23 protein-coding genes and 1 pseudogene are annotated in these 23823 nt (G+C 62.9%); 12 read left to right on the top strand and 12 right to left on the bottom strand.

The genetic code is table 11. From position 1 onward, the window contains the following. Positions 1–225: 225 nt before the first annotated feature. Positions 226–1224 carry an ABC transporter permease gene (locus NKH28_RS26025; protein ID WP_352453761.1) on the bottom strand — a complete coding sequence of 333 codons (999 nt, stop codon included), beginning with the start codon at positions 1222–1224 and terminating at the stop codon, positions 226–228. A 34-nt stretch (positions 1225–1258) separates the two neighbouring features. After that, on the bottom strand, positions 1259–1999 hold the full coding sequence (locus NKH28_RS26020) for an ATP-binding cassette domain-containing protein (RefSeq protein ID WP_023675804.1): 741 nt from the start codon (positions 1997–1999) through the stop codon (positions 1259–1261). 426 nt (positions 2000–2425) lie between these two features. Between NKH28_RS26020 and NKH28_RS26015 the strand changes: the two genes are divergently transcribed. After that, positions 2426–3415, top strand: coding sequence for a sugar-binding protein (locus tag NKH28_RS26015; RefSeq protein WP_023675805.1), 990 nt, complete (start codon positions 2426–2428; stop codon positions 3413–3415). A gap of 147 nt (positions 3416–3562) precedes the next feature. Further along, positions 3563–4342, top strand: coding sequence for a FadR/GntR family transcriptional regulator (locus NKH28_RS26010; RefSeq protein WP_023675806.1), 780 nt, complete (start codon positions 3563–3565; stop codon positions 4340–4342). Positions 4343–5519: 1177 nt separating this feature from the next. On the opposite strand, the gene NKH28_RS26005 is transcribed toward NKH28_RS26010, so the two are convergent. Beyond that, positions 5520–6458 carry an NAD(P)-dependent oxidoreductase gene (locus NKH28_RS26005; RefSeq protein ID WP_352980736.1) on the bottom strand — a complete coding sequence of 313 codons (939 nt, stop codon included), beginning with the start codon at positions 6456–6458 and terminating at the stop codon, positions 5520–5522. A 146-nt stretch (positions 6459–6604) separates the two neighbouring features. On the opposite strand from NKH28_RS26005, the gene NKH28_RS26000 reads away from it, so the two are divergent. Beyond that, entirely contained in the window at positions 6605–7501 is an 897-nt protein-coding gene (locus NKH28_RS26000; RefSeq protein ID WP_352980735.1) for an NAD-dependent epimerase/dehydratase family protein, read from the top strand. Positions 7502–7600: 99 nt separating this feature from the next. Here NKH28_RS26000 and NKH28_RS25995 read toward each other — a convergent pair whose 3' ends face one another. Continuing rightward, entirely contained in the window at positions 7601–8005 is a 405-nt protein-coding gene (locus NKH28_RS25995; RefSeq protein WP_352687485.1) for a VOC family protein, read from the bottom strand. A 108-nt stretch (positions 8006–8113) separates the two neighbouring features. On the opposite strand from NKH28_RS25995, the gene NKH28_RS25990 reads away from it, so the two are divergent. Continuing rightward, a complete protein-coding gene (locus tag NKH28_RS25990; protein ID WP_352456260.1) occupies positions 8114–8596 on the top strand; it encodes a MarR family winged helix-turn-helix transcriptional regulator in 483 nt (160 codons plus the stop codon). A 161-nt stretch (positions 8597–8757) separates the two neighbouring features. On the opposite strand, the gene NKH28_RS25985 is transcribed toward NKH28_RS25990, so the two are convergent. The 3 genes from NKH28_RS25985 to NKH28_RS25975 all read right to left on the bottom strand — a co-directional run bounded on the left by NKH28_RS25985 (position 8758) and on the right by NKH28_RS25975 (position 10777). After that, positions 8758–9246: a nucleoside deaminase gene (locus tag NKH28_RS25985; protein ID WP_352980734.1), complete on the bottom strand. Its 489-nt coding sequence runs from the start codon at positions 9244–9246 to the stop codon at positions 8758–8760. A gap of 65 nt (positions 9247–9311) precedes the next feature. After that, the gene (locus NKH28_RS25980) at positions 9312–10166 is read right to left on the bottom strand and encodes an EamA family transporter (protein ID WP_352980733.1); all 855 of its coding nucleotides are present in this window, start codon (positions 10164–10166) and stop codon (positions 9312–9314) included. Beyond that, entirely contained in the window at positions 10163–10777 is a 615-nt protein-coding gene (locus tag NKH28_RS25975) for a nitroreductase family protein (RefSeq protein ID WP_352980732.1), read from the bottom strand. Before NKH28_RS25975 ends, NKH28_RS25980 begins: the two co-directional genes overlap by 4 nt. Positions 10778–10887: 110 nt before the next feature. Here NKH28_RS25975 and NKH28_RS25970 point away from each other — a divergent pair. From NKH28_RS25970 to NKH28_RS25940, 7 genes and pseudogenes are all read left to right on the top strand, one after another. Further along, a pseudogene (locus NKH28_RS25970) lies at positions 10888–10962 on the top strand (hypothetical protein); the annotation flags it as partial. A gap of 91 nt (positions 10963–11053) precedes the next feature. Beyond that, complete coding sequence (locus tag NKH28_RS25965; protein WP_352980731.1) at positions 11054–11890, top strand: substrate binding domain-containing protein; 837 nt, start codon at positions 11054–11056, stop codon at positions 11888–11890. A 30-nt stretch (positions 11891–11920) separates the two neighbouring features. Beyond that, positions 11921–12694 carry a FadR/GntR family transcriptional regulator gene (locus NKH28_RS25960; RefSeq protein ID WP_352980730.1) on the top strand — a complete coding sequence of 258 codons (774 nt, stop codon included), beginning with the start codon at positions 11921–11923 and terminating at the stop codon, positions 12692–12694. A gap of 207 nt (positions 12695–12901) precedes the next feature. Next, entirely contained in the window at positions 12902–13894 is a 993-nt protein-coding gene (locus NKH28_RS25955) for a substrate-binding domain-containing protein (protein ID WP_352542459.1), read from the top strand. A gap of 125 nt (positions 13895–14019) precedes the next feature. Next, the gene (locus NKH28_RS25950) at positions 14020–15153 is read left to right on the top strand and encodes an ABC transporter permease (protein WP_352980729.1); all 1134 of its coding nucleotides are present in this window, start codon (positions 14020–14022) and stop codon (positions 15151–15153) included. After that, positions 15150–16001, top strand: coding sequence for an ATP-binding cassette domain-containing protein (locus tag NKH28_RS25945; protein ID WP_352542457.1), 852 nt, complete (start codon positions 15150–15152; stop codon positions 15999–16001). Before NKH28_RS25950 ends, NKH28_RS25945 begins: the two co-directional genes overlap by 4 nt. Positions 16002–16031: 30 nt before the next feature. Next, the gene (locus tag NKH28_RS25940) at positions 16032–16901 is read left to right on the top strand and encodes a polysaccharide deacetylase family protein (protein ID WP_352980728.1); all 870 of its coding nucleotides are present in this window, start codon (positions 16032–16034) and stop codon (positions 16899–16901) included. Positions 16902–16913: 12 nt separating this feature from the next. Here NKH28_RS25940 and NKH28_RS25935 read toward each other — a convergent pair whose 3' ends face one another. From NKH28_RS25935 to NKH28_RS25915, 5 genes are all read right to left on the bottom strand, one after another. Beyond that, positions 16914–18008 (bottom strand): Gfo/Idh/MocA family protein, encoded by a 1095-nt coding sequence (locus tag NKH28_RS25935; RefSeq protein WP_352542455.1) that lies wholly within the window; start codon positions 18006–18008, stop codon positions 16914–16916. A 32-nt stretch (positions 18009–18040) separates the two neighbouring features. Beyond that, the gene (locus NKH28_RS25930) at positions 18041–18853 is read right to left on the bottom strand and encodes an ATP-binding cassette domain-containing protein (protein WP_023675815.1); all 813 of its coding nucleotides are present in this window, start codon (positions 18851–18853) and stop codon (positions 18041–18043) included. 32 nt (positions 18854–18885) lie between these two features. Continuing rightward, complete coding sequence (locus tag NKH28_RS25925; RefSeq protein WP_352456268.1) at positions 18886–20001, bottom strand: ABC transporter permease; 1116 nt, start codon at positions 19999–20001, stop codon at positions 18886–18888. Between the two features lie 148 nt (positions 20002–20149). Next, positions 20150–21118, bottom strand: a complete 969-nt coding sequence (locus NKH28_RS25920; RefSeq protein WP_352684769.1) for a rhizopine catabolism ABC transporter substrate-binding protein — start codon at positions 21116–21118, stop codon at positions 20150–20152. A gap of 67 nt (positions 21119–21185) precedes the next feature. Beyond that, positions 21186–22160: a polysaccharide deacetylase family protein gene (locus NKH28_RS25915; RefSeq protein ID WP_352980727.1), complete on the bottom strand. Its 975-nt coding sequence runs from the start codon at positions 22158–22160 to the stop codon at positions 21186–21188. Between the two features lie 362 nt (positions 22161–22522). Between NKH28_RS25915 and NKH28_RS25910 the strand changes: the two genes are divergently transcribed. After that, positions 22523–23767 (top strand): DegT/DnrJ/EryC1/StrS family aminotransferase, encoded by a 1245-nt coding sequence (locus NKH28_RS25910; RefSeq protein ID WP_352980726.1) that lies wholly within the window; start codon positions 22523–22525, stop codon positions 23765–23767. Positions 23768–23823: the final 56 nt, after the last annotated feature.

Genomic DNA, 23823 nt, shown 5'->3' with positions numbered 1-23823 from the left:
TGGCGCCACATCGGCCACCTCGTTGAAACGATCGAGGCAACCGAATGCAACAACTACTTCGCAAACGCCGGCTACGCTTCCATCAAAACGTGAAAGGCTCTAGCGCCGAGACGGTTGGGGGGTGCTGGAAGAAATGAGGTGATGCCAAACTGGAGCACCCCTCATCCGTCGCCTTTGGCGACACCTTCTCCCACAAGGGGAGAAGGGGGAGGCTGCGCTTGAACGTCAGTCGTTGCGCCTGAAATTGCGGATGCGGTCGAACAGGACCGCCAGTAGGATGGCGCCGCCGATGAACACGCCTTGCCAGAAGGCATTGATGCCGAGCAGGCCGAGGCTGTTGCGGATGACCTCGATCAGCGCCGCGCCAACGACCGCACCGAAGGCCGTGCCCATGCCGCCGGCCAGGTTGGCGCCACCGATGACGGTGGCGGCGATCACCTGAAGCTCCATGCCGTTGCCGAGATTGGTGGTGACCGCGCCCAGCCAGCCGGTCTGGATGATGCCGGCAAGGCCAGCCGCCATTGCCGAGATCATGTAGACGACGACCTTGATCTGGCGCACCGGAACGCCGGTCAGCGTTGCCGCATGCTCGTTGCCGCCGATGGCGAAGATGTGCCGGCCGAATTTCGTCCAGCGCAGCACAAAGCCGGTGATCAACGCCAGCACGATCATGTAAAGCACCGGATTGGCGATGCCGAACACCCAGGCGCCGCCGCCCAGCGCCAGCAGTTTGTCGTGATCCGGTCCGAACTGGAAGACGACGGTGTTGTTGGAGGCGACCATGGCTAGGCTGCGTGCGATCGACAGCATGCCGAGCGTCACCACGAAAGGCGGAAAGCCGAGATAGGCGATCAGAACCCCGTTGAAGGCGCCGATGATCAGCGCTGTGGCGATCGCAGCGCCAATGCCGATCTCGATGCCGTAGCCGGCATGCATGGTGACGGCCAGCACCATCGAGCACAGGCAAAGCACCGAGCCGACCGACAGGTCGATACCGCCGGTGATGATGACGAAGGTCATGCCGAGCGCCACGATGGCGACGAAGGTAACGTTGCGGGTGATGTTGTAGAGGTTCTTGGTCGTGGCGAAGGAATCCGTGGCCACCGACAGGAACAGGCAGGCGAGGATGACCGCGATCACCACCCAGAAGGTCTGGCTGGCAAACACCTTGCTCAGCAAGGTGTGCTGCTTGTGCGCGATCGTCTGATCAAGGGTGACTGCCATTATCGACCTTTTTTACTCATGGTTGAGGCGTCAATCATACCTGTTCGATGGCGCCGGTGATGAGCCCGGTGACTTCTTCCGGCGAACTCGATGCGATCGTCTTGTCGGCGACCTTGCGGCCGCGCCGCATGACGATGACGCGGTCGGCGACGTCAAAGACGTCGGGCATGCGGTGGCTGATCAGCACGACGGCGATGCCCTGGTCGCGCAAATGGCGGATCAGGTTCAGCACCTCGGCGACCTGGCGCACCGAGATCGCCGCGGTCGGCTCGTCCATCAGCACGATCTTGGCCTGCGAAAGCATGGTGCGGGCGATCGCCACCGCTTGCCGCTGGCCGCCCGACATTTGTTTGACCAGGTCGCGCGGGCGCGTTTCGGATTTCAGCTCGGCGAAGATCTGGCCGGCGCGCTTGTACATCGCGGCATAGTCGAGGATGCGAAGCGGCCCGAGGCCGCGGCGCAATTCACGGCCGAGATAGACGTTGGCGGCGGCCGTCAGATTGTTGCACAGTGCCAGGTCCTGATGGACGATTTCGATGCCGTGCTGGCGCGCCTCGACCGGCTTGTGCAGGATCAGCTCCTTGCCGTCCATCTGCATCGTGCCATGGCTCGGCGGGAAATTGCCGGCGATCATCTTGACCAGCGTCGACTTGCCGGCGCCGTTGTCGCCCATCAGGCCGACAACCTGTCCGGCCTCGATCGACAACGAAACGTCGTTGACCGCCTGGATGGCGCCAAAATGCTTCGAGATGTTGGTGAGTTCGAGAACCGCCACCAGCCTTCTTGCCTCCCCGTGCTTTGCGGCCTGCGGTTCTGCCGCGGCCATTCGCTCTCCCCAGTTCCTCCCGGAAGCAGCGATTTTGCCCATTTACGCATAAGCCTCCTTGGCGTCAACCACGGCTTCTTTCGAAAAATCAGTTTTGTAGGACAAATAGCATTGACGTCGGTGACAAGGCGATATTAGCTAAGTGTCGGAGGAGCTTGCGCCGAGCCACCGGGTTGCGGGAAGGAATCGGTGAGGGTTTGTCGGTCAGGGATCTGGTAACCAGCGATATCTGTCGGTGCCGGTCTGAGACTGAATATGAAAATGCTTATCGACCTGGCTTGGCGACACGAGTGCGACGTCCTCTGTCATCTTGCTCCGGGTCGATCTGTGTGTGGCGGGCACGCCGTGTCCGTTTGTTTCAAAGGGAGGACTGACATGAGGAAATCACTATTGCTCGCTGCCGCCGCCGTCATGGCGCTGGGTGCCGGGCCAGCCATGGCCAAGAAACAGCTCGTCATCGTCGTGAAGGGTCTCGACAATCCATTCTTCGAGGCCATCCACCAGGGTTGCGAGAAATGGAACAAGGAAAACGCCAGCTCGGAATATGAGTGCTTCTACACCGGACCGGCGTCGACCTCGGATGAGGCCGGTGAAGCCCAGATCGTCCAGGACATGCTGAGCAAGCCCGACACGGTGGCGATGGCGATTTCGCCGTCGAACGCGCCATTGATCGCGCAGACGATCAAAAGCGCCAATCCGTCGATCCCGATCATGACCCTCGACGCCGACCTCAGCAAGGAAGATGCGGCGCTGCGCAAGACCTATCTCGGCACCGACAATTACCTGATGGGTCACAAGATCGGCGAATACATCAAGAAGGCCAAGCCGAATGGCGGCAAGATCTGCACCATCGAAGGCAATCCGGCGGCCGACAACATCCTGCGCCGCGCGCAGGGCATGCGTGACGCGCTTTCGGGCAAGGACGGCCTCGCGGCGCTGGCGGGCGAAGGCGGCTGGACGGAAGTTGCGGGCTGCCCGGTGTTCACCAATGACGACGGCGCCAAGGGCGTGCAGGCGATGACCGACATCCTCGCCGCCAATCCCGATCTCGACGCCTTCGGCATCATGGGCGGCTGGCCGCTGTTCGGCGCTCCGCAGCCCTACCGCGACCTGTTCAAGCCGATGGCCGACAAGATCGCCAGCAACGCCTTCGTCATCGGCGCCGCCGACACGATCGGCGACGAGGTGGCGATTGCCCGTGACGGGCTGGTGACCGCGCTGGTTGGCCAGCGGCCGTTCGAGATGGGCTACAAGGCGCCCTCGGTGATGATCGACCTGGTCGACGGCAAGCCGGTCGCCGATCCGGTGTTCACCGGCCTCGACGAATGCACCAAGGACACCGTCGACACCTGCATCCAAAAGTAGGTCGGCAATTTCGGGGCGCCCTTCGACGGGCGCCCCGTTCGCACTGTCCATACAAAACGCACGAGGCGACGCTGCTTTGGAGCGTAGGCCGCTGCTTTGCCGTGCCCTGAGTTCAGGCTTTCGACAAGCAGTTGCCGGGGAATACCAATGCCGGACGCGACATCAAAAAAGCGACCCGCCAAATTCAAGGCAGAGCCTGGGCGGCCAGCCGTCGTTCGGCGTGCCGATGCCGCACACTTTCCCGGCTCGAGTGTGCACGCCTCGCTCGCCAACGAAATCGGGCTGAGGATCGTGCGCGGCGATTATCCGCCGGGAACCATCCTGCCCAATGAGGCCAAATGGTCCGAGACCTTCGACGTCAGCCGCTCGGCGGTGCGCGAAGCCATCAAGATGCTGATGGCCAAGAGCCTGCTTGCCTCGCGCCCGAAGATCGGCAGCTGGGTCGAGCCGAAGGAGCGCTGGAACCTGCTCGATCGCGACGTGCTGGCCTGGTATGCGACCTCGCCGGACCGCGAGGTGTTCCTCAGGACCGTGCAGGAATTCCGCCACATCATCGAGCCGGAGGCCAGCGCTTTTGCCGCCATGCGGCGCACCGACGAGCAGATGGCCGAGATCAGCCAGGCTTGCCGCGAGATGGGCGAGGCGACCAACCTGCAGGAGCGCACCCGCGCCGACACGCGTTTTCATCTCGCCATCCTGCGGGCCTCGGGCAACGATCTGCTGGTGCCGCTCGGCGTGCTGATCGAATCGGCGCTCGACCATTTGTTCCAGTTCGTCACCCGCGAGACCAGCGATCAGCGGCGGGCGCAGGCACTGCACGAGGCGATCGAGAAGAACATCCGCCTGCAGCGGCCCGCCGCAGCCCGCGCCGCGGTGCACAGGCTTCTTGCCAACACCGACGATGTCATCGGCCGGTCGCGGCGGTGATTTATACCGCAAAGTCCGGCGCCGCCCCTCATCCGGCTGCCGCCACCTTCTCCCCGTATAGTGACGGGGAGAAGGGGCTGGCCGCGATCTTGGCACATTCTCTTGCAATGGAAATAGTTAGCGAAATCGTCAGCGAAAGCGTCCTTCTCCCCGTCACTATACGGGGAGAAGTGCCCGGCAGGGCGATGAGGGGCAGCGCTGGCGTTGATTGAAAATAGTGCGCCGTGCGTATTGCCCATGCGCTTAGATCGTCTGCTTTTTTCCCATCCTTGGCCGGCATGATGTCGACACCGTTGACTTGCCGATATGTGCCGCAAGCATAGACACATACTGATCGGCGGGGCCAGCCGCGAAGGAACGCGATCTTGGCGATCGTCTTTGAGCGCAAGCTCGCGGCGGTGAACGAAATCGCATTTTTGTGCGACCGCGGTGTATTTTGTTCTTGCTTTGTGCCGGCAGCTATGCTACTAATTTTGGTATGGTGCTAATTGGCTCCAACGACCCGCCCACCGAGGCGGTTTTTTGTTTTTGGCTTCTTCCGATCGGAAGTGCGCGTGCTTTGGTGCACAGATTTCTCGCCAATACCGACGTTATCGGCCGGTTTCGGCGCTGATTCGATCGTTTCTCGGCCAACTGCGTGTAAGTCGGGTCAACCAGCAACGAAGGTCGATCATTCCCGTTAGTCGCAAATCGCAAATTTAGGAGATTAGCCGAAACCCTCCCTTCGTCATCCCTGGGCGGAGCAAGGAGCGAAGTGACGCGGCGCAGACCCTGGGATCCATGCCGTTACCTTGCGGCAGTGCTCCAGCAGACCAGAACCAAACGCTGCCACCCGGTCCTGCGAAAAAGCTCGAAGCACTCTGGGACTGGTCGTCTCGATCAATTCGGTCTTCCATTGGCGGAGCCAGCGCTTCCGCAGCTTCTGGCTCGCGGTCATGGTGGAAGGGCGACGAGCGCAATGGCGGATACAAGCGCCGTTCTGAGCCGCTGCATTCTTCGGCTGATGTCACGGCATGGATCCCAGGGTGTGCGCGACGTCGCTTCGCTCCTGCTCCGCCCTGGGATGACGAAGGTGTGGTGTCATTTGCTAATCGCCAGCGTTGGAGATTGGCGGATGTAGCTGGTCGGCAGCGAACGTTTGCAGTTGCGACACTCCCAGGCGTTAATCCCAACGTTCTCAGATCGTCTGCTTCTTGCCATCCCTGGTCGGCATCAGGTCAACACCGTTGACTTTGCCGATATGCGTGGCCAGCATCGGCACATACTGGTCGGCGGGGCCGGCCGCGAAGGCGCCGGCGAAGGCGTTCTTGGTGGCGTTGCCGAGCGGGTTGGCGATGCCGGCAGCACCCGCCATGGACTCGAGATAGGTGAGATCCTTGAAGGCATTGGCGATGGTGAATTTGTGCGCGTCGCGGTCGCCTTCCAGCGTCCAGCGCATGAAGGTCTGGTAGAAGCCGCAATCCATGCGGCCGTTGCGGATGACGCTATCGAAGAGCGGCGGCGAGATGCCGACCTTCTGCGCCAGCGCCAGCGCCTCGGAATAGATCGCGGCGTAGCCGAGCGAGATGAAATTGTTGAGCAGCTTCATGCGATGGCCGTCACCGGTGTCGCCGATATGGACGATACGCCCGGCCCAGGTTTCGAGCACCGGCTTCAGCCGGGCAAAGACCGCATCGGGCGCGCCGACCATGGCGTCGAGCGTGCCTTCCCAGGCTTCCTTCGGCGTGCGGCTGAGCGGGGCATCGACATAATCGACGCCGAGCGCCTTGAGTTCGGCGGCCAGCGCCACCGTCGAGACAGGATCCGAGGTCGAGCAATCAACGACAACCGATCCCGGCTTCAGGCCTTCCTTGAGACCGCCTGGGCCGCGGATGATGGCTTCGACCTCGCGCGAGCCGGTGACGCAAATGAAGACAACCGTCGATGCCGCTGCGACGTCGCGCGAGGTCGCCGATTCCCTGGCGCCGCGGCCGAGCAGGTCTTCCGCCGGCTTGCGGTTCTTGCGGCCGAGAAACGTCAGCGGATAGCCCTTGTCGACGATGTTCTTCGCTATCCCGTGCCCCATCAGGCCAAGCCCGATGAAGCCGATCTTTTCGCTCGCGGCGGTCGTGTTCATGTCGTTTCGTCCTATTTTGCAATGATGGATGACGGCGATGCAGCTTGCCGGCGAATTGTTGAAGCGGGTTTTTGCCGCATGCCATGGCAGGCGATTGCAGAGTTCGATATTGTCTGACAATACACATGAATTCCAGGGAGAGCAAAATGACAAAGCGGATCATGTTCACCGGCGGCAGCGGCAAGGCCGGGCGCCATGTCGTGCAGTATCTGGTCGAGCAGGGGTGCCAGGTGCTCAACATCGACACCAAGCCGCTCGACAATCCCAAGGTGCGCACGCTGATCACCGACATCACCGACAGCGGGCAGGTGTTCAATGCGCTGTCGAGCTATATCGGCCTGCATGAATTCGACCCGTCGCTGCGCTCGCAGCCGGTCGATGCCGTGGTGCATTTCGCGGCGATCCCGCGGATCATGATCACGCCCGACAATGAGGTGTTCCGCATCAACGCGCTCGGCACCTACAACGTCATCGAGGCCGCGGTGAAGCTCGGCATCCGCAAGGTGGTGATCGCTTCCAGTGAGACGACCTACGGGCTGGTATTCGCCAACGAGCCGCGCAACCCGACGCATTTCCCGCTCGACGAGGCGTACGACGTCGATCCGATGGACAGCTACGCCCTGTCCAAGGTCGTCAACGAGAAGACGGCGCGCGCCTTTGCGCTGCGCAGCGGCTTCGACATCTATGCCTTGCGCATCGGCAACGTCATCGAGCCGCATGAATATTCGCTGTTTCCGAAATGGTTCGCCGATCCAGGTTTCCGCAGGCGCATCGCCTGGAGCTATATCGACGCGCGCGATCTCGGCCAGATCACGCTGCGCGCCATCGAAAAGGACGGGCTCGGCTATCAGGTGTTCAACGCGGCCAACGACGAGACCTCGTCCGATCTGCCGACAGCCGAACTGCTGAAGCGGTTTTATCCCGATGTGCCGGTCAAGGGGGAACTTGGCGAATACGAGACGCTGCTCTCCAACCGCAAGGCACGGGACATGCTCGGCTTTCGGCCGGAGCACAGCTGGCGGAAATACGTCAAGACGACCTGACGGAGGCAGCTGACGCGGAACCGGCACTGGGCCAGCCCCGAATTGCTCGTCACGACTCCAGGCTCACACCCGCTACGACCGATGCGCCCACACCCTCGTTCAGGCGTTCGCCGTCGGGTTCATCCATACGATTTCCCAGACGTAGCCATCCGGATCTTCAATGTGGCGGTTATACATGAAGCCAAGATCCTGTGCCGGGTTGGGATCGGCGCGACCGCCCGCCGCGACCGCGCTGGTCAGTGTTGCATCGACGGCGTCGCGGTTATCGACAGTGAGGACGATCATTGCCTGGCTGTCGCGCCGTGCGTCGCCGATTGGGCGCGTGGTGAATTCGCGATAGTGGTCATGGGTCAGCAGCATCACCCCGATCGTGTCCGAAAACATGAGCGAGGTGGATTTCTCGCCCGAAAACTGCGGGTTCACGGTGCCGCCTAGCGCCACGTAGAACGCCGTCGAGGCCGACAGGTCACGGACAGGCAGGTTCACGAAAATCATTTTGGGCATCGATTTCGCTTTCTCCAGGGCTGCGCGCTGCGCTATTGTCTTGCTGCAATGTAAGTAGATGCAATGTATCTTGATTGCAAGATACATTTTGCCGAGGGAATATTTGCCATGGATCGCGCCGAGGCCGCAGCTAAGCAATGGGCCCGCGAGCGCCCCGATCTTCCGTCGTTACCTGTTGAAACGGTAGGTCGTCTGCTTGATGCCGCCGCACGGGTCATCCGCGATCACATGAACCCGTTGCTCAAAGAAGCAGGCCTGAATGTAGGTGAGTTCGATGTGCTCACGCCGCTTAGGCGCGCCGGTGAACCCTATATGCTTTCACCTACTCAGCTCTACGAATCGGCAATGATCTCCTCGGGCGGCATGACCAGCCGCCTGGACCGGCTGGAGCGCGCTGGGCTGGTTGAACGACGCCCCGATCCCGCCGACCGGCGCGGCAAGCAAATTGCGCTGACGACCGGCGGCAAGCGCGCGATAGACGATTTGATCGGTCCAATGGTGGCGCTGGAAGAGCAATTAATCTCCGTGCTGACGTCGGCGGAGCAGGAAACTCTTAATGCTCTACTTAAGAAATTGCTCACCGGCCTTTGAATTAGAAACTGTTTTGTCGTTCACGGAAACGCCGAACCGATCTATATTTTTTGATTTGAGGCAATTCCGGGCGGAAAATCGTTTCACACTTTTCCTGGATTGCTTCAGGTCGTTGTCCACGTCGGCACTCACCTCTGCCTCTGAATCAACGAGTCCTGACCCTACTTGTCGTTCCAGAATTCGGCCTGGAGTTGCGCCGCTTCATCGGCAAGCAGCGGGCCGACGACTTCAGTCGAACGCTGCCCGGCTTCGAAGATGATCCTGCAGGGCAGGTCGAGCGTGGGATTCTCGACATGTGCACCCGTCACCCGCTTGAGGTCATGTTCGCTCTGCCCAAAGACGACCCGTCCGATGCCCGCCCAATAGATTGTGCCGGAGCACATCGCGCAAGGTTCGGCCGACGTGTAGAGGGTGCAGGAGGCCAGCTTTTCGAGACTGACATTCATCCCCGCCCACGAGGCCAGCAGCCTTTCGGCATGAGCGGTGCGGTCGCCGCCGCCGGCTTTGTAAGCGTTGGGCTGCTCGCGCAACACATTGCCGTCTTTGTCGGCGAGCAGCGAACCAAAGGGATGTTCGCCGGCATCGCGGGCCCTGCGCGCGACTTCGAACGCCTGACGGAGCAGGCGCTCATCATAAGGGCGTTGTGGCATCGGCAGATCCTCCCGCTTGACCATAGTGCCGAACAATCCGCCGACACAAGTCGGCGGCCAAGGGCTCAAGCCTCGTTCCGATTGGGCCGTTGAGCCAGCCAGATGCTGCCGATGACGACAACGACGCCGGCGATTTGAGGCAAGGTCAGTGTCTGATCCAGGAATACCCATCCGAGCAGCACGGCGGTCACCGGGCTGAGGAAAAGCAGCGATGAGACCACCGAAGATTCGAGTCGCGCAATGCCCCGGAACCAGAGGACATAGGTCAGCGCCGCACCGATCAGGCCGAGCCACACCAGTCCAAGCAGGTTGGCCGCGGTCGGGAGCGGGGGTGGTTCGAAAAGCAGGACCACCGGAACGAGAAGGAGACCACCGGCAGTCAGTTGCCATGCCGTAAAGGCGAGCAGCGATGCTGGCGGCTGCCACTTGCGGCTCAACACGCTTCCGAAGGCCATTGAGGCCGCCCCGGCGAGGCCGGCGGCAACGCCGACCGCATCGAGCGTCGCGTTCGGGGTCAGCACCAGCAATGCAACGCCGGCGATCCCGACAAGGGCGGCGACAATCGCCAACCGGCGGACAGGGCTGGCAAGCAGGGCAGCGGCAAGGAAAATCACAATCAATGGCTGGACCGACAGCACGGTCGCCGCGACCCCGCCCGGAAGCCGGTAGGCGGCGACAAACAACATGCTCAGGAAGATCGAGATGTTGAGGGCTCCGAGGACGAAACTGCGCAGCCACCAGACGCCCGTCGGCAGTTGCCGGACGATCGCTAGCAGCAGCAATCCGGCGGGCAGGGCTCGCAGCATTGCGACCGTCATCGGCGAGAAGTTCGGCAGGAACTGCGTGGTGACGATATAGGTGCTGCCCCATATTGCGGGTGCGATGGCTGTAAGCAGCAGATCGGAACGGTGCGTTTTCATAAGATTTCCAGAACTTCGGCAAGAGGGCGGCGCGGCTTTTGCGGCCAGTTTCCGGGCGCGGCGCGGCCGACCGCGATGAGCATCACCGGCACTTCATTCCGCGCAAGGCCAAACTCGCGCGCCACGCCGTCGGCATCGAAGCCTGCCATCGGACCGGAGACCAGCCCCAGCGCTTCGGCCGCGAAGATCAGCGTTGCCGCGCCAAGCGTTGCCGAGCGCACCGCTTCGTCGCGGGCCGCTAGAGGATCGGCATATTGGGCGCGGGCGCCCTCCCGCCACCCCGAAGCCATATCCGCCGGCATGAAGCCGGCTTCGACGAAAGGACGCAGCCTGGCATTGAGGGCAGCGTGGTCGGGCAGTACGCCGCAGATGATGAAGGTGACGGCTGCCTCCTGCACCTTGGCCTGGCCATGGGCGAGGCTGCGCAACCGTGCCTTTGCTTCCGGCGTCCGCACCGCGATGAACCGCCAATTCTGAAGGTTGTAGGCGCTTGGCGCGCGCGTTGCGAGACGTGCCAGCTCCTCGATCTCGGCGTCCGTCAATTCGTGCGAGGCCTCGAACCGATTGGCCGACATGCGGCGCTCGATAAGGAAAATTGCGCGGTTGGTCATCATGTCATTCCGAAACTGAGAAAGTCGTTCGGGAAGCAGATAGAGAATTTACCAAGGAGCGATAATATGCAACAATTGCAAGACATTATTTACTGGAAGAGAATGGTGCGATGGATCGCCTGACGGCGTTGCAGGTTTTCCGCCAGGTGGCGGAACTGAACAGCTTTGCCGAAGCCGGACGGCGGCTCGGTCTCTCGCCTCCCGCTATCAGCAAGAACATCGCCGAGCTGGAGGCGCATCTTGGGGGTGCGGCTCATCAACCGGACAACGCGGCGCATGGCGCTGACCGAAGAGGGCAGGATCTACCTGGAGCATGTCACGCAGGGGCTCGATGCGCTGGCCAGGGCCGACCAGGTGCTCGGCCCGATCAAGACGGCGCCGAGCGGCACGTTGCGGGTCAGCGCGCCGATGACTGTCACGTTGACGCGGCTTTCGGCTGCCATCCCCGCGTTTCTATCGCGCTATCCCGATTTGAAGCTCGATCTGCACCTTGACGACAGGCGCGTCGATATCGTGCGGGAGGGATTTGACCTTGCCATTCGCGGCAGCGACAATCTCGAGGATTCCAGCCTGGTCGCCAGAAAGCTTGCGGTCATGCCGCACGTGCTTTGCGCAGCTCCGTCCTATTTCGAGAAGTATGGCCGGCCCAAAATGCCTGCCGATTTGAAGGCGGCCAATTGCATCCGGTTCAGCCTCTCGGGGCATGCGGACATATGGGAATTCCGCAAGGACGGCCGCACCGAGCGGATCGCCATCGACGGACGATACTCGGTTTCTTCAAGCCTTGCCGTGCGCGATGCGTTGCGTGCCGGCTTCGGCGTCAGCCTGATCCCCTATCCCTATGTCGAGAGCGACCTGAAAGCAGGCCGGCTGCAATCGGCTCTGGATGACTGGGACAAGGTCGAAACCACGCTCTACGCGGTCTATCCGGCGCGGCAGCATCTCGCCCCGAAAATCCGCGTCTTCCTTGATTTCCTGATCGAGGAATTCAGTCGGGACAAAGAGAGGCCGTTCGGGCCTCTCCGGCGTGAAGGCTCGGCAAAGCGCGGTGTCGGCGAGGCGACGGATACGGAAAATCAAGCTGAGATATTGCCGTCGATTTCATCTCCTTGACACGCCTCCAAATCCGGACTTTGTGGAGCCATGCGGGACACGAAGCCGGATAAGGGAAAGACAGCGGCCGAAGCGTTCGCCGAACGCACGAGCGGTATCCGCCGGGCCGATGCGGCGCGCATACCGGGCTCGAGCGTGCATGCCTCGCTCGCCAACGAAATCGGGCTGAGGATCGTGCGCGGCGACTATCCGCCGGGAACCATCCTGCCCAACGAAGCCAAATGGTCGGAGACTTTCGACGTCAGCCGCTCGGCGGTGCGCGAGGCCATAAAAATGCTGATGGCCAAGAGCCTGCTGTCGTCACGTCCCAAAATCGGCAGCTGGGTCGAGCCGAAGGAGCGCTGGAACCTGCTCGATCGCGACGTGCTGGCCTGGTACGCGACCTCGCCGGACCGCGAGGTGTTCCTCAGGACCGTGCAGGAGTTCCGCCACATCATCGAGCCGGAGGCCAGCGCTTTTGCCGCCATGCGGCGCACCGACGAGCAGATGGCCGAGATCAGCCAGGCCTGCCGCGAGATGGGTGAGGCGACCAACCTGCAGGAGCGGACGCGCGCCGACACGCGTTTTCATCTCGCCATCCTGCGCGCCTCGGGCAACGATCTGCTGGTGCCGCTCGGCGTGCTGATCGAATCGGCATTCGATCATCTATTTGCTTATACCACGCGGGAACTCGACGATTTGCAGCATGCGCAGAGGCTGCATGAGGCAATCGAGAAGAGCATCCGCCTGCAGCGGCCGGACGCGGCGCGCAATGCGGTGCGCAAGCTGCTGGCCAATACCGACAGCGTCATCAAGTCCAGATAGCCGCCGCCACACATTCAAACAGTCGGATTGTGTCGGTGCGGCCGCCGATGGTGCGCGCTTGACCAATGTTTGCCGGCGAGGTTTCGGCACGAATGGTTCCCGTCAATCGATACGAAATGGGTCTGTTTGACGAACCGGCTGCCGATTAGCTTCCAGATGCGCAAGTCGCTTGGGTCGACCTTAACAACAAGCATAGGGGAAATCGGCATGAGCATGAAAAATGGGCTATCGAAAATTGGCTTCCACGTCAGCCGGGTTGTCGCCATTTCGGCGGTGGCCTTGCTGCCGGTCTTCGGCGCAGCGGCCATGGCGCAGGACAAGGATATCTCGATCTACTTTGTCGGCTGTGCCGCACCGACGGGCTTTCATGGCTATCTGGCACGCGGCGCCGAGGAGGCCGGCAAAAACCTCGGCGTGAAGGTCACCTATATTTTCCCGGATCAGCTTACCATTCCAAACCAGGTGCAGAAGATCGAGGAGGCGATCGCCGCCCAGGCCAACGGCATCGCCATCTGCGCCTTCGCCGAGGATTCGTCCTATGCCGATGTCGCCGCGCGCGCCAAGGAAGCCGGCATTGCCTTCGGCAGCGCCGCCGCGCCGCCGTCCGGCTCGCAAGTGCGCGATCCCAACGATTTCTTCCTGTTCCGCACCGGATCTGATGAAGCGGCGGCGGGCAAGTTGACGGCGCAGCGACTGGTCTCAATGGGCGTCAAGGGCCGCGTCGTGGTCGCCAATCAACAGCCGGGCGACGCGAGCTGCCAGCTTAGGGCGACGTCGCAGATCGATGAGCTCAAGAAGGCCGGCATCGAGGCCGACTTCCTCGAACTGACCATGGATCCGGGCCAGCAGGCGGAAGCGCTGTCAAATTACCTGCGCGTGCACCCCGATACGGCCGCGGCCACGAGCACATGCGACGTGATCGACGGTTTCCTCTCCGCCAAGGCAGATAGCGGCCGGGACGACCTGGTGCTCACCGGCTACGACATCGTCGCGCAATCGCTCGATGCGATAAAGGATGGCCGGCAGGCGTTCACCATCGACCAGCAGCAGTTCTGGCGCGGCTACATGCCTGTGCTGCTCCTGACCCACTACCTGAAATACGGCCTGATCGAAGGTAATTACTTCCTGACCGGTCCGACGGTCGTCGACAAGGACAATGTGGAGCGCGTCTCGGCATTGGTGAAGGAGGGCTATCGCTGATGCACGCCGCCCAAAAGTCCATCAGTGGTTTTTGGACGACAGCAAAAACCTAGCACGCGTCCAGGACGGGCGGCCAAGCCGCCCGTTCGCCATCTTCGTGGCCACTCTTGTATCGGGGTGACGGCATGAACGAACAGCCCGGGCCGAATGCGGCCAACAAGCCTTCCTCCCGTGTGGTCGCCGGCGAGGCGCTGAGACGGCTGATGCTGCGGCCGGAGGCGACGTCGATCGCGGCCGTCGTCATCCTGTTCCTGGTCTTCACCGCGCTCAGCCCGCAGCTTTTCCCCACCAGGCTGTCCTACATCAGCATCATGGCCGTCGCGGCCGAACTCGGTATCGTCAGCGTCGGCGTCACGCTGCTGATGATCGGCGGTCACTTCGACTTGTCGGTGGGCGCGGTGCTCGGACTCACCTCGTTCGTCTGCGTGGTGCTGATGCGCGACTTCGGCCTGCCACCGATCGTCGCCGCGCCGGTCGCGGTGGCCGTCGGAGCCGCGCTTGGCTGGGCGAACGGCATGATCGTGGTCAGGTTCCGCATCCATTCCTTTGTCGTGACGCTCGGCACCATGCTGATCTGGCGCGGCATACTGATCGCGCTGACCGGCGGCTTTCCGATGACGGTCGCCATTCCCCCCGGGTTCAAGGCCATAATGGCGGGTCCGCTGCTTGCCGGCTTTCGTATGTCGATGCTGTGGTTCCTGGCAATCGGGCTGGCAGGCACCTTCCTGCTGGCGCGCACCAGGTTCGGCAACTGGATCCAGGCACGTGGCCAGAACGAACAGGCGGCGCGCAATCTCGGCGTACCGGTGGACCGCGTCACCGTCGTCCTGTTCATGATCACATCCGCGCTGGCAGCCATCGCCGGCGTCATCCAGGTTGCCCGCTTTTCCTCCGTCGACGCATTGCGCGGCGAGGGCATCGAACTGCAGGCGGTAGCCGTTACCGTTATCGGCGGGACGCTGCTGGCCGGCGGCTACGGCAGCGTCATCGGCACCATTCTCGGAGCCGTCACCTTCGGCATGATCCAGGTCGGCCTGGTGCTGGCAGGCGCTCCCGGCCATTTCTTCCGCACGCTCACCGGCGTCATTGTCGTCGGCGCGGTCATCCTCAATACCTCGGTGGCGCGCCGCATCGCCAAATCCAGGCCGATGGGCGGCTTCAAGCGCGACAGCAGTGCTGCCGACGCGGCGATTGCCGGCAACGCCGCAACGGCGGAGATACGGCCCGCCGGCAGCCTGGCGAAGGAGAAGACGCGATGAGCGAGCCGTCTGGCCTGGATGCCCAGCGCGGGGCCCGGCTGCCGGCCGGCAGCGGCTCCGACGACCTGACCCTTCGCCGCCCTCCGGTCGAGCCGGTCGCTGCCGGCGCGGTGCCGGTGATCGAGGCTGTCAACCTGTCGAAAGGGTTCGGCGCCACCACCGCGCTGGTCGACGTGTCGCTAAGCGCCTATGCCGGACGCATCCTGGCGCTGCTCGGCGACAACGGCGCCGGCAAATCGACCTTGATCAAGATCCTGTCCGGCGTCTTCCCGCCGGACAGGGGAGAATTGCGCTTCAACGGCGAGAAGGTGGCTTTCGCCAACCCCGCTCAGGCGCGCGAACGCGGCATTGCCACGGTGTTCCAGGACCTTGCCGTCTGCGAATTGCTGTCGGTCACACGCAATGTCGTGCTCGGCCGCGAACCGCTGAAAGGTTTCGGGCCGTTCAAATGGCTCGATATGAAACGCGCCGACGACATGGCGCGCTCGGCGCTGCATCAGCTCGGGGTGCGCTGGGAACGCGGTCTCGACGAACGCGGCGTCAACATCTCCGGCGGCGAACGCCAGTCCCTGGCAATCGCAAGAGCCATGTTCTTCGGATCGTCGCTGCTTGTGCTGGATGAGCCTACGTCGGCTCTGGCCGTGCGTCAGGCAGGCCGGGTGCTCGAGCACATTCTCAGGGCACGCGAGCAGGGCCAGGCGGTCATCCTGATCACCCACAATTTCCGTCACGCGCTCTCGGTGGCCGACGATCTGGTGGTTCTGGCGCAGGGGCGCGTGGCGGGCCGGTTCCGGCGTGACGAGATCGAGCTCGACGAATTGACCGACCTCGTTGCCCGTGTCGGGTGAGATGACAATGCAGCAGTTCAGGAGCAGGAAATGACCGTAAAGACCGCAAGGAAGCGTGTCGTCATCCACGAGGACGACGTCGGCATGAGCCATGGCGCAAATGTCGCGTTTTTCGAACTGTCGAAGTTCGGCACATGCAGTTCCGGTTCGGTGATGGCGCCATGCCCGTGGTTCCCGGAAGCCGCTCAGATCGCCGTCGCCAATCCCGATTTCGACCTCGGCGTGCACTTGACGCTGACCAGCGAGCAGAAGCCGTATCGCTGGCGTCCGCTGACCAACCCGCCCAAATCGGCTGCGATGACTGACGAGTTCGGCTATTTCTGGCCGACCGTACCGCAGGCGCGCAAAGCCCATCCCGATGCGGTGGAAGCGGAACTGCGTGCGCAGATCGAATGCGCCATCGCTGCCGGCATCGACATCACCCATCTCGACGCTCACATGGGCACGGCGCAGATGCCGGAATTCATCGCCATCTATCGCAAGCTCGGCCGGGAATACCGGCTGCCGGCGCTGGTGGTGAAGGACCTGTCGGGCTACAACCCGGCGAGCTATGCCGGTGAGCTGGACATTGCCCGCTACGATGCCGAAATCGTAAAGGCGCAAGCGGCAGGCGAACCGGTGTTCGACATCGTTCTGGAAACGCCTTGGGCGCGCAAGACGGATGCGCAGACGGCCTACCACGCGATGTTTGCCAGAATCCCGGAGGGGTTGAGTTTCCTGTCGCTGCATTTCAACACGGTAGGCGATTTCGAGGCGATCAATCCTCCGGATGCCCATCTGCGGACCGAGGAATACGCGTTGTTCAAGACGGCGCGCGTCAAGGCGTGGATCAGCGAGTTCGACATCGAAGTGATCGGCATGCGCGGCATGCGTGATGAACTGCGCGCCGCCAAGATCTGAAAGCCGACGATCTTATGAGGCCAGATGCCGCCGGGTCAGCCCGATCAGCAGCGCCTGGTCGCGGGCAGCGTGTTCGGGTGGGTTGACGACGGCATCGCCATTGACGATCGCCGCCCAGAAGCCACGCATCTCCTCGACGAAGGCTTCGGCGTAACCGGCCCGCAAATCTTTCTTCGACAGCGTGTGACCGTCCGAGGTCGTCACCGTCAGCCGGGTCGGATGATGGTTGAGCCAGGGCGAGGGGAATTCGAGCTCGAGGCTGGCATCGTCGAAGAACAGCGTGATCCGCTCCTTGTAGTCGGCGAGCTTGGGCACGGTGAGATGCGTCATGGTCCACAGCGCCTGCCCGTCCAGCAACTTGACGGCGCCGTGGCCGCCGTCGCCATTGGCAAAGATCTGCGCGCCGACGACCTCGCCGTCCGGCACGCCGAGCGCATCGAGCAGACCATGGACGGCGTTGACATCGTGAATCAAGGCCGAGCTGTAAGCGCCGGTAAATCCACGGAAAGCGAGATCGGTCAGATGCACGCCGACGGCCTCTTCGACCTGGCGCTTCTGCTTTGCGGCGACAGTGGCGACCATGTCTTGTGGGATATCGGTACCGCGCCTGTAGGGCTGATGGGCAATGAACGGCCAGGCGTCGGGATCGTTTACCTCCACCGAGACCGCGCGCAGCGTGCTCGATGTTCCAGGCAGCGAAGCGAGCGCCAGCCGGTAATTCGGATCAAAGCGCTTCATATAGCCGACCTGAACGATTTTCCTGGCGGCATCGCGCGCGGCGATGATCCCGGCGATTTCCGCCAGCGGATAGCAGAGTGGTTTTTCGCAAAAGACGTGCAGGCCGCGCGCCAGCGCCGCCAGCACTTGTTCGTGATGCAGCGGGTCCGGCGAGCCGATCACCACCGCGTCGAGGTGTTGGTCGAAGAGCTGGTCGATTGTTTCGAAATTGGCAATGCCATGGGTGTCGGTGACGAACTGCCGCGAAATCCTCGAGGGATCGGCGACGCCGACCAGCTCGAACAATTCACCGAGGCGCAGCAGATTGGGGATGTGCTCGACCTGCGAGATCATGCCGGCGCCGACGACCCCGACGCGTATCCTGCTCATTGGATCATTCCCCGCAATGTCCGATTGTCAGCTCAAGGCGCCGCAGGCGGCCGGTTGCCGATCTGGGCGAGCAGGCCGGCAATCTCCGCCTCGACCGCTTTCAGATCCTCGCCGCCCGACATGATCGAGATGACCTCGTCGCGCGAGATTTCCGATTTGGCATAGGTGCCGCGATTGCGGCCGCGGTTGAGCAGGGTGAAGGTGTCGCCGACCGGATAGGCGTGGTGGATGTTGTGGCTGATGAAGATGACGGCCAAACCCCGCATGCGTGCTTCGATGATGAATTTCAGCACCATCGCCGCCTGGTGGACGCCGAGTGCGGAAGTCGGCTCGTCGAGGATCAGCACGCGCGCACCAAAATGCACGGCGCGGGCGATCGCCACCGACTGGCGCTCGCCGCCCGACAGCGTGCCGACGGCCTGCGTCGGATCGCGCACGTCAATGCCGATATCGGCCATCGCCTGCCTGGCGATGGTGTTGGCGCGCTCCTTGTCGATGCGCGAGAAGGGCAGGCTGCTTTTGGTCGGCTCGCGGCCGAGGAAGAAGTTGCGGGTGATCGACATTAGCGAGATCATGCCGAGGTCCTGGAACACCGTTGCCACGCCGAGCTCCTGCGCGTCGCGCGGGCTGCGGAAGGTGACCGGCTTGCCGTCGACCAGGATTTCGCCCTTGCTCGGCCGATAGACGCCGGACAGGACCTTGATCAGCGTCGACTTGCCGGCGCCGTTGTCGCCGAGCAGGCAGTGGACCTCGCCCGGATAGACCTTGATGTCGATGTCCTGGAGGGCGCGCACCGAGCCGAAATTAACGCTGACGCCGCGCAGTTCCATTGCCGGTTCGGTCATTTGGGCCGGTTCGGTCATTTGGGCCGGCTCGGTCATTTGCCACCTCCGCGGCCGAGCGCCTTCAGCCTGATGTAGTTGTTGACCAGCACGGCCATCAGGATGACGATGCCGAGGAAGACCTTGAACCAGTCGGTGTCGATGCCGGTGTAGAAGATGCCCATCTGCACCAGCCCGAAGATCAGCGCGCCGAACAGCACGCCATAGACGGTGCCGTAGCCGCCGGTGAGCAGCACGCCGCCGATGACGGCGGCGATGATCGCCTCGAATTCCTTGAGCAGGCCGCGCGTGGTGTCGGCGGAGCCCGCCTCCATCACCTGGATGGTGGCAAGCAGCGTCGCCGCGCAGGCGGTGTAGACGAACAGGCTGATCTTGACGCGATCGACCGGCACGCCGACGTTGCGGGCTGCTATCAGGTCGCCGCCGGTGGCGAAGATCCAGTTGCCGTATTTCGTCTGGGTGAGCACGTAGCCGGCCAGCGCCGTCAGGCCGAGCCACCAGACGATCGACATCGGAATGCCGGCGACGAACGGTATGCCGTCGCTGCGGGTGGCGATCCAGCCTTGCGCGCCCATCCAGTGGAATAGGCCGGTGAGCAGATGGCCGTTGAAAATGCCGGCCGTCGCCGGGTCCGGCGCGCCTTCGAGGATGTAGGGGATCTGCGTGCGGCCGGTGACGGCGCGGGTGATGCCGATCGACAGTCCGCGCAGGATATAGAGGGTGGCGAGCGTGACGATGAAGGAGGGCAGGCGCGTCTTCACCACGATCAGGCCGTTGAGATAGCCGGTGAGGATGGCAACGGCGAAGGCGCAGGCGATGCCGCCCCATAGCGGCAGGCCCCAGTACTTCACCGTCAGCCCGATGACGACACCGGCAAAGCCGACCATGGAGCCGACCGAAAGATCGAACTCGCCGGCGATGATGAGGAGTGCTGCCGCGGTGGCGACGATGCCGAGCTCCGCCGACAGCGTCAGGAAGGTCATCGATCCCTGCAGCGAATAGAGGTTTGCCGCGCCCGGCAGCAGCGCAAAGATGATGATCGTCGCAAGCAGCCCACCGGCGGCACCGGCTTCCGGCCGGCGCAGCCACTGGGTCAGCTTGCCGGTGCTGGCCAGCCGCTCGTCGGCGCCGGCGGCCCGCTTCGACGTCATGCCGAAGCGGTCGGTCGCCTTCAGTTCGCCCGGAGATATAGCCTTGTCTTCCACGACCGCCATTAGGCTCTCCAATCGCTCAATTCGCAATCTTCGAACGGATCGGGAGTGCGCTTGGCGCATTCTCCCGTTCCGTCGGAGCGCTTGCTTAGCGGATGCCCTCTTTGGCGAGCGCCAGGATCGCCTTGGCTTTTTCCGGCGAATCGATGAACAGCGGTCCGGTATAGGCGTTGTTCTGCGGCCAAAAGCCGTGCGTCGCTTGCTCGACCAGATAGATCACCGGCAGATAGCCCATCAGATATTGCTGGGCATCCATGCCGAAGCCCATTTCGCCGGCGACGACAGAGTCGAGGACCTCCGGGCTGATGTCGAATGTGTAGAGCTTGAGCTTGCCGAACAGTTCCTTGTCGCGGAACATCGGGATCAGCGGGTTGGCGGCGGTGGCGCCGAGCGCAAAGACGGCCTGCGTGTCGGGATGCGCCGACAGATAGGCTTCCGTGCGGCGCTGGATGTCTGCGGGATCGGGCGCCACGGCCAGAACCTCGGTGCCGCCGCCGGAGGGCTTCAGCCCGTCATTGAGGCCCTGGCAGCGCTGGTCGAGGCTGACATTGCCGACCTCGTGGTTGATGCAGACGACCTTGAGCGTGCCTTCCTTGGCCAGCCGCTCGCCGGCCTTCTTGCCGGAATCATATTCGGAAACGGTGCCGACATAGAGCGTCGTGCCGAGCTCGGCGCCTTCCTTTTCGCCGGAATCCAGAACCACCATGGGAATATTGGCGGCAAGCCCGGATTTGACCGATTTGCCGAGCGCATTGGCGTCGGCGATGGAGACGGCGATACCGTCCGGCTTGGTGGCGATGGCGGCGTCGAGAAGCCGGGCCTGCTCGACCACGTCGAAGACCTGCGGCGCGTAATATTCGACCTTGGCACCGGTAAGGGCGGCCGCGTCATCGACGCCGCGCTTGACCACCGACCAATAGGGATCGGACGCCGACCCATGCACTACGAAGGTGATGCGGACGTCCTTCGGATCCTTCAGGCCCGCGGCATGCGCGATACCCGTCACCAGGCCCGCCGAAACGAAGGCGCCCAATGCCACTTTCAGAAGAGTTTTCATCTTATTCTCCCATTTGTCGTTGCAGTTCCAATCCCTCTGGCGCCGTTTTCCGGCCGCGACGATCGGCTCACGTTGCGGATCGGGTGGCCGCTTTGCGGGCCTTTGCCGACGGCGATCGCTGTTCGTCCGCGGTGTTGCCGCGGGCTGTTGTTGATGATCGCCCGGCCGAGAGCGCTGCGCGAAGCTCCTCGCGCAACGGCTTCATGCCGATGACGTCGATCGGCTGTGCGGCGAGCCAGTCGCGAAAGCCCTGGTCGCGGAACAGCTCGTACTCTTCGGTGCGGATATAGGCGGAGCGCGGCTCGATCAGCTCGAGTTCACCGGGCGCGTTGCAATGCAGGCAAAAGAAGGTCAGGCCGTCGCGCACACCGTCGATGAGCGCTTTGTAAGCCGGCTCGATCGGCCTGGAGCGCGGCCGGCCCCAGGTCGTCTGGATGGCGGCGTCGAAAATGGCAAAGCCGCCGGCACGGGCCAGCGCCACGCCGCGCTGGAACGCCTCCTCGGTGACGCCGACCAGATTGTCGTTGGGGGAATAGGCGGACAGCGTCTTGGTCAGCAGCACCGGCAGCTGATATTCGAGCCCGAGCTTGATGTAGATGTTGCAGAATTCCGGCGACAATGCCGCTCCCATATGCGCGTCGAGGTGGGTGACGTCGATGCCGCCGCGATAGGCGGTGTCGATCTGGGCGCGAAGCTCGGCCTCGACCGCCTGCGGCACCGCCTTGCGGCGCGTGGTCGCCACATCCGGCCACAAGAAGCCGAACTCGTCGGTCAGGCCGGCCGCCCGCGACGGCGCGGTCAACGGCCGCCATTTGTAGTGCTGCTTCTCGCTGTTCAGCGTAAGGTGGACGCCGAGGTCGAGGCCAGGGTTGGCGGCGGCGCTTTCGGCCATTTCGAGGAACCACGGGCACGGCACCATCACCGCGCCGGAACTGCAGACACCCAGCCCGCTCAATTCGAGGAAGGCGCTGTTGGCGCCGTGGCACATGCCGACATCGTCCTCGTGGAGTACGATCCGTTTGCTGGAGCCGGCGGCGTTCACGAACGGCCGCCTTTCCGCCGGCACGCCGGTTTCCAGGGTCTTCCAAAGTGTGTCCCGTATTTCATGGAACCAACCGTTTGCCCAACTGGCCGGAATGGAACGCCGAAACCTGCCTTTCCGACAGGGCCACTTTGGCGAATTCGGATGGGTACGATTTGCCTGCCGGCTGAGACACTTAGCTGCCGATTTCCCCAATCACGGTTCAAAACCAGTCATAGGAACCGTCTTCCGGGCGCAGATGGCTTGGTCGAATAGCGGCGGAGTGGTTCTTTCAAACCGTGCCGACAAGCCTACAGCTGTCCACACCATCAAGCGACCACATTATCAAGTGACCCACATTATCAAGTGACTGGAGGCCTGTCATGTACACCGCCGGCGAAGAGGAAATCGAAGCCATTGCCAGGGTGATCCGCTCGGGCGCGCTGTTTCGTTACGGCAGGGACAGCGAATGCGACCGTTTCGAGGCCCGCTATGCGCAGCATCTTGGCGTCGAGCATTTCGCGCTGGCCGCCAGCGGCACCTATGGGCTCGCCGCCGGCCTGATCGGCCTCGGCATCGGCCCGGGGGACGAAGTACTGGTGCCCGCGCACACCTATATGGCGACCGCGACCGCGGTGCTGTCGGTCGGGGCCATTCCCGTCATCGTCGACATCGACGAGAGCCTGACCATCGATCCCATCGCCCTGCGCGATGCCATCGGGCCGCGCACCAGGGCGGTCATCCCGGTGCATATGTGGGGCGCGGCCTGCAACATGAATGCGATCATGGACATTGCTGCCAAGCGCGGCTTGCTGGTGCTGGAGGATGTCTGCCAAGGCATCGGCGGCGGCTATGAGGGCCGCAAGCTCGGCTCGATCGGCCATGCCGGCGCCTATTCCTTCAACTACTTCAAGAACATGACCTCGGGCGAGGGCGGCGGTATCGCCACCAGCGACCCGAAAGTGGCGGAACGGGCGCGCTGCGCCATCGACCCTTGCCATTTCTACTGGCAGGGCAGAAGCGACAGCATCAAACCCTTCGCCGGCATCGGCGCGCGTGCTTCCGAACTGATGGGGGCGATGCTCAACGTCCAACTCGACCGGCTGGACGGCATCATCGAGGCGATGCGAGCCGAGAAGAAGACGGTGCTGGCCGGTACCCACCACCTTAGCAATCTTGGGCTGACGCCGTCGCCGATGAACAGCGCGGACGACGATTGTGCCGCACAGGTGATGTACCTGCTGCCGAGCGAGCAGGCGGCGCAGACTTTTTCGAAGACCATTCCGAGCGTCGTTGCCGGCAAGACCGGCCGTCACAATTTCACCCAGTGGGACCAGGTGCTGATGCATGAAGGGGCGCATCACCCGGCGCTCAATCCTTACGCACTGCCCGAGAACCAGGGCCTGCGGCTGGATTATTCCGGCGACCTCGGCAAGCGCTCGCTCGACATCCTCAACCGCACCGTGATGGTCGCCATGAACCCGGCGCACAGCGATACCGACATTCAGGACATGATCCACAACATCGATGCGGCGGCGCGCGTGGCGCTGGAGAATGCTTCGCTCGATGATATCGAATTGCGCAAGGCGGCACCGGTTGACCTGCAGAAGTTCGACAGTGTGAACTAGACCAGATCCGGCGCGGTTTGCTACCCTGCGGTCGAGTTCCTTGTCCGGTGGCCGGC

Origin of the sequence: Mesorhizobium sp. M1227 (genome assembly GCF_040318315.1) — a bacterium.
In the GTDB taxonomy this organism is placed as follows: Bacteria; Pseudomonadota; Alphaproteobacteria; order Rhizobiales; family Rhizobiaceae; genus Mesorhizobium.
This window is presented reverse-complemented; position numbering and strand designations above follow the sequence as displayed.

Excerpts from the sequence above, each read along its gene's own strand:
- NKH28_RS26025 (WP_352453761.1), bottom strand. The coding sequence starts at position 1,224 with ATGGCAGTCACCCTTGATCAGACGATCGCGCACAAGCAGCACACCTTG.
- NKH28_RS26015 (WP_023675805.1), top strand. The coding sequence starts at position 2,426 with ATGAGGAAATCACTATTGCTCGCTGCCGCCGCCGTCATGGCGCTGGGT.
- NKH28_RS26010 (WP_023675806.1), top strand. The coding sequence starts at position 3,563 with ATGCCGGACGCGACATCAAAAAAGCGACCCGCCAAATTCAAGGCAGAG.
- NKH28_RS26005 (WP_352980736.1), bottom strand. The coding sequence starts at position 6,458 with ATGAACACGACCGCCGCGAGCGAAAAGATCGGCTTCATCGGGCTTGGC.
- NKH28_RS26000 (WP_352980735.1), top strand. The coding sequence starts at position 6,605 with ATGACAAAGCGGATCATGTTCACCGGCGGCAGCGGCAAGGCCGGGCGC.
- NKH28_RS25995 (WP_352687485.1), bottom strand. The coding sequence starts at position 8,005 with ATGCCCAAAATGATTTTCGTGAACCTGCCTGTCCGTGACCTGTCGGCC.
- NKH28_RS25990 (WP_352456260.1), top strand. The coding sequence starts at position 8,114 with ATGGATCGCGCCGAGGCCGCAGCTAAGCAATGGGCCCGCGAGCGCCCC.
- NKH28_RS25985 (WP_352980734.1), bottom strand. The coding sequence starts at position 9,246 with ATGCCACAACGCCCTTATGATGAGCGCCTGCTCCGTCAGGCGTTCGAA.
- NKH28_RS25980 (WP_352980733.1), bottom strand. The coding sequence starts at position 10,166 with ATGAAAACGCACCGTTCCGATCTGCTGCTTACAGCCATCGCACCCGCA.
- NKH28_RS25975 (WP_352980732.1), bottom strand. The coding sequence starts at position 10,777 with ATGACCAACCGCGCAATTTTCCTTATCGAGCGCCGCATGTCGGCCAAT.
- NKH28_RS25965 (WP_352980731.1), top strand. The coding sequence starts at position 11,054 with ATGGCGCTGACCGAAGAGGGCAGGATCTACCTGGAGCATGTCACGCAG.
- NKH28_RS25960 (WP_352980730.1), top strand. The coding sequence starts at position 11,921 with ATGCGGGACACGAAGCCGGATAAGGGAAAGACAGCGGCCGAAGCGTTC.
- NKH28_RS25955 (WP_352542459.1), top strand. The coding sequence starts at position 12,902 with ATGAGCATGAAAAATGGGCTATCGAAAATTGGCTTCCACGTCAGCCGG.
- NKH28_RS25950 (WP_352980729.1), top strand. The coding sequence starts at position 14,020 with ATGAACGAACAGCCCGGGCCGAATGCGGCCAACAAGCCTTCCTCCCGT.
- NKH28_RS25945 (WP_352542457.1), top strand. The coding sequence starts at position 15,150 with ATGAGCGAGCCGTCTGGCCTGGATGCCCAGCGCGGGGCCCGGCTGCCG.
- NKH28_RS25940 (WP_352980728.1), top strand. The coding sequence starts at position 16,032 with ATGACCGTAAAGACCGCAAGGAAGCGTGTCGTCATCCACGAGGACGAC.
- NKH28_RS25935 (WP_352542455.1), bottom strand. The coding sequence starts at position 18,008 with ATGAGCAGGATACGCGTCGGGGTCGTCGGCGCCGGCATGATCTCGCAG.
- NKH28_RS25930 (WP_023675815.1), bottom strand. The coding sequence starts at position 18,853 with ATGACCGAACCGGCAATGGAACTGCGCGGCGTCAGCGTTAATTTCGGC.
- NKH28_RS25925 (WP_352456268.1), bottom strand. The coding sequence starts at position 20,001 with ATGACGTCGAAGCGGGCCGCCGGCGCCGACGAGCGGCTGGCCAGCACC.
- NKH28_RS25920 (WP_352684769.1), bottom strand. The coding sequence starts at position 21,118 with ATGAAAACTCTTCTGAAAGTGGCATTGGGCGCCTTCGTTTCGGCGGGC.
- NKH28_RS25910 (WP_352980726.1), top strand. The coding sequence starts at position 22,523 with ATGTACACCGCCGGCGAAGAGGAAATCGAAGCCATTGCCAGGGTGATC.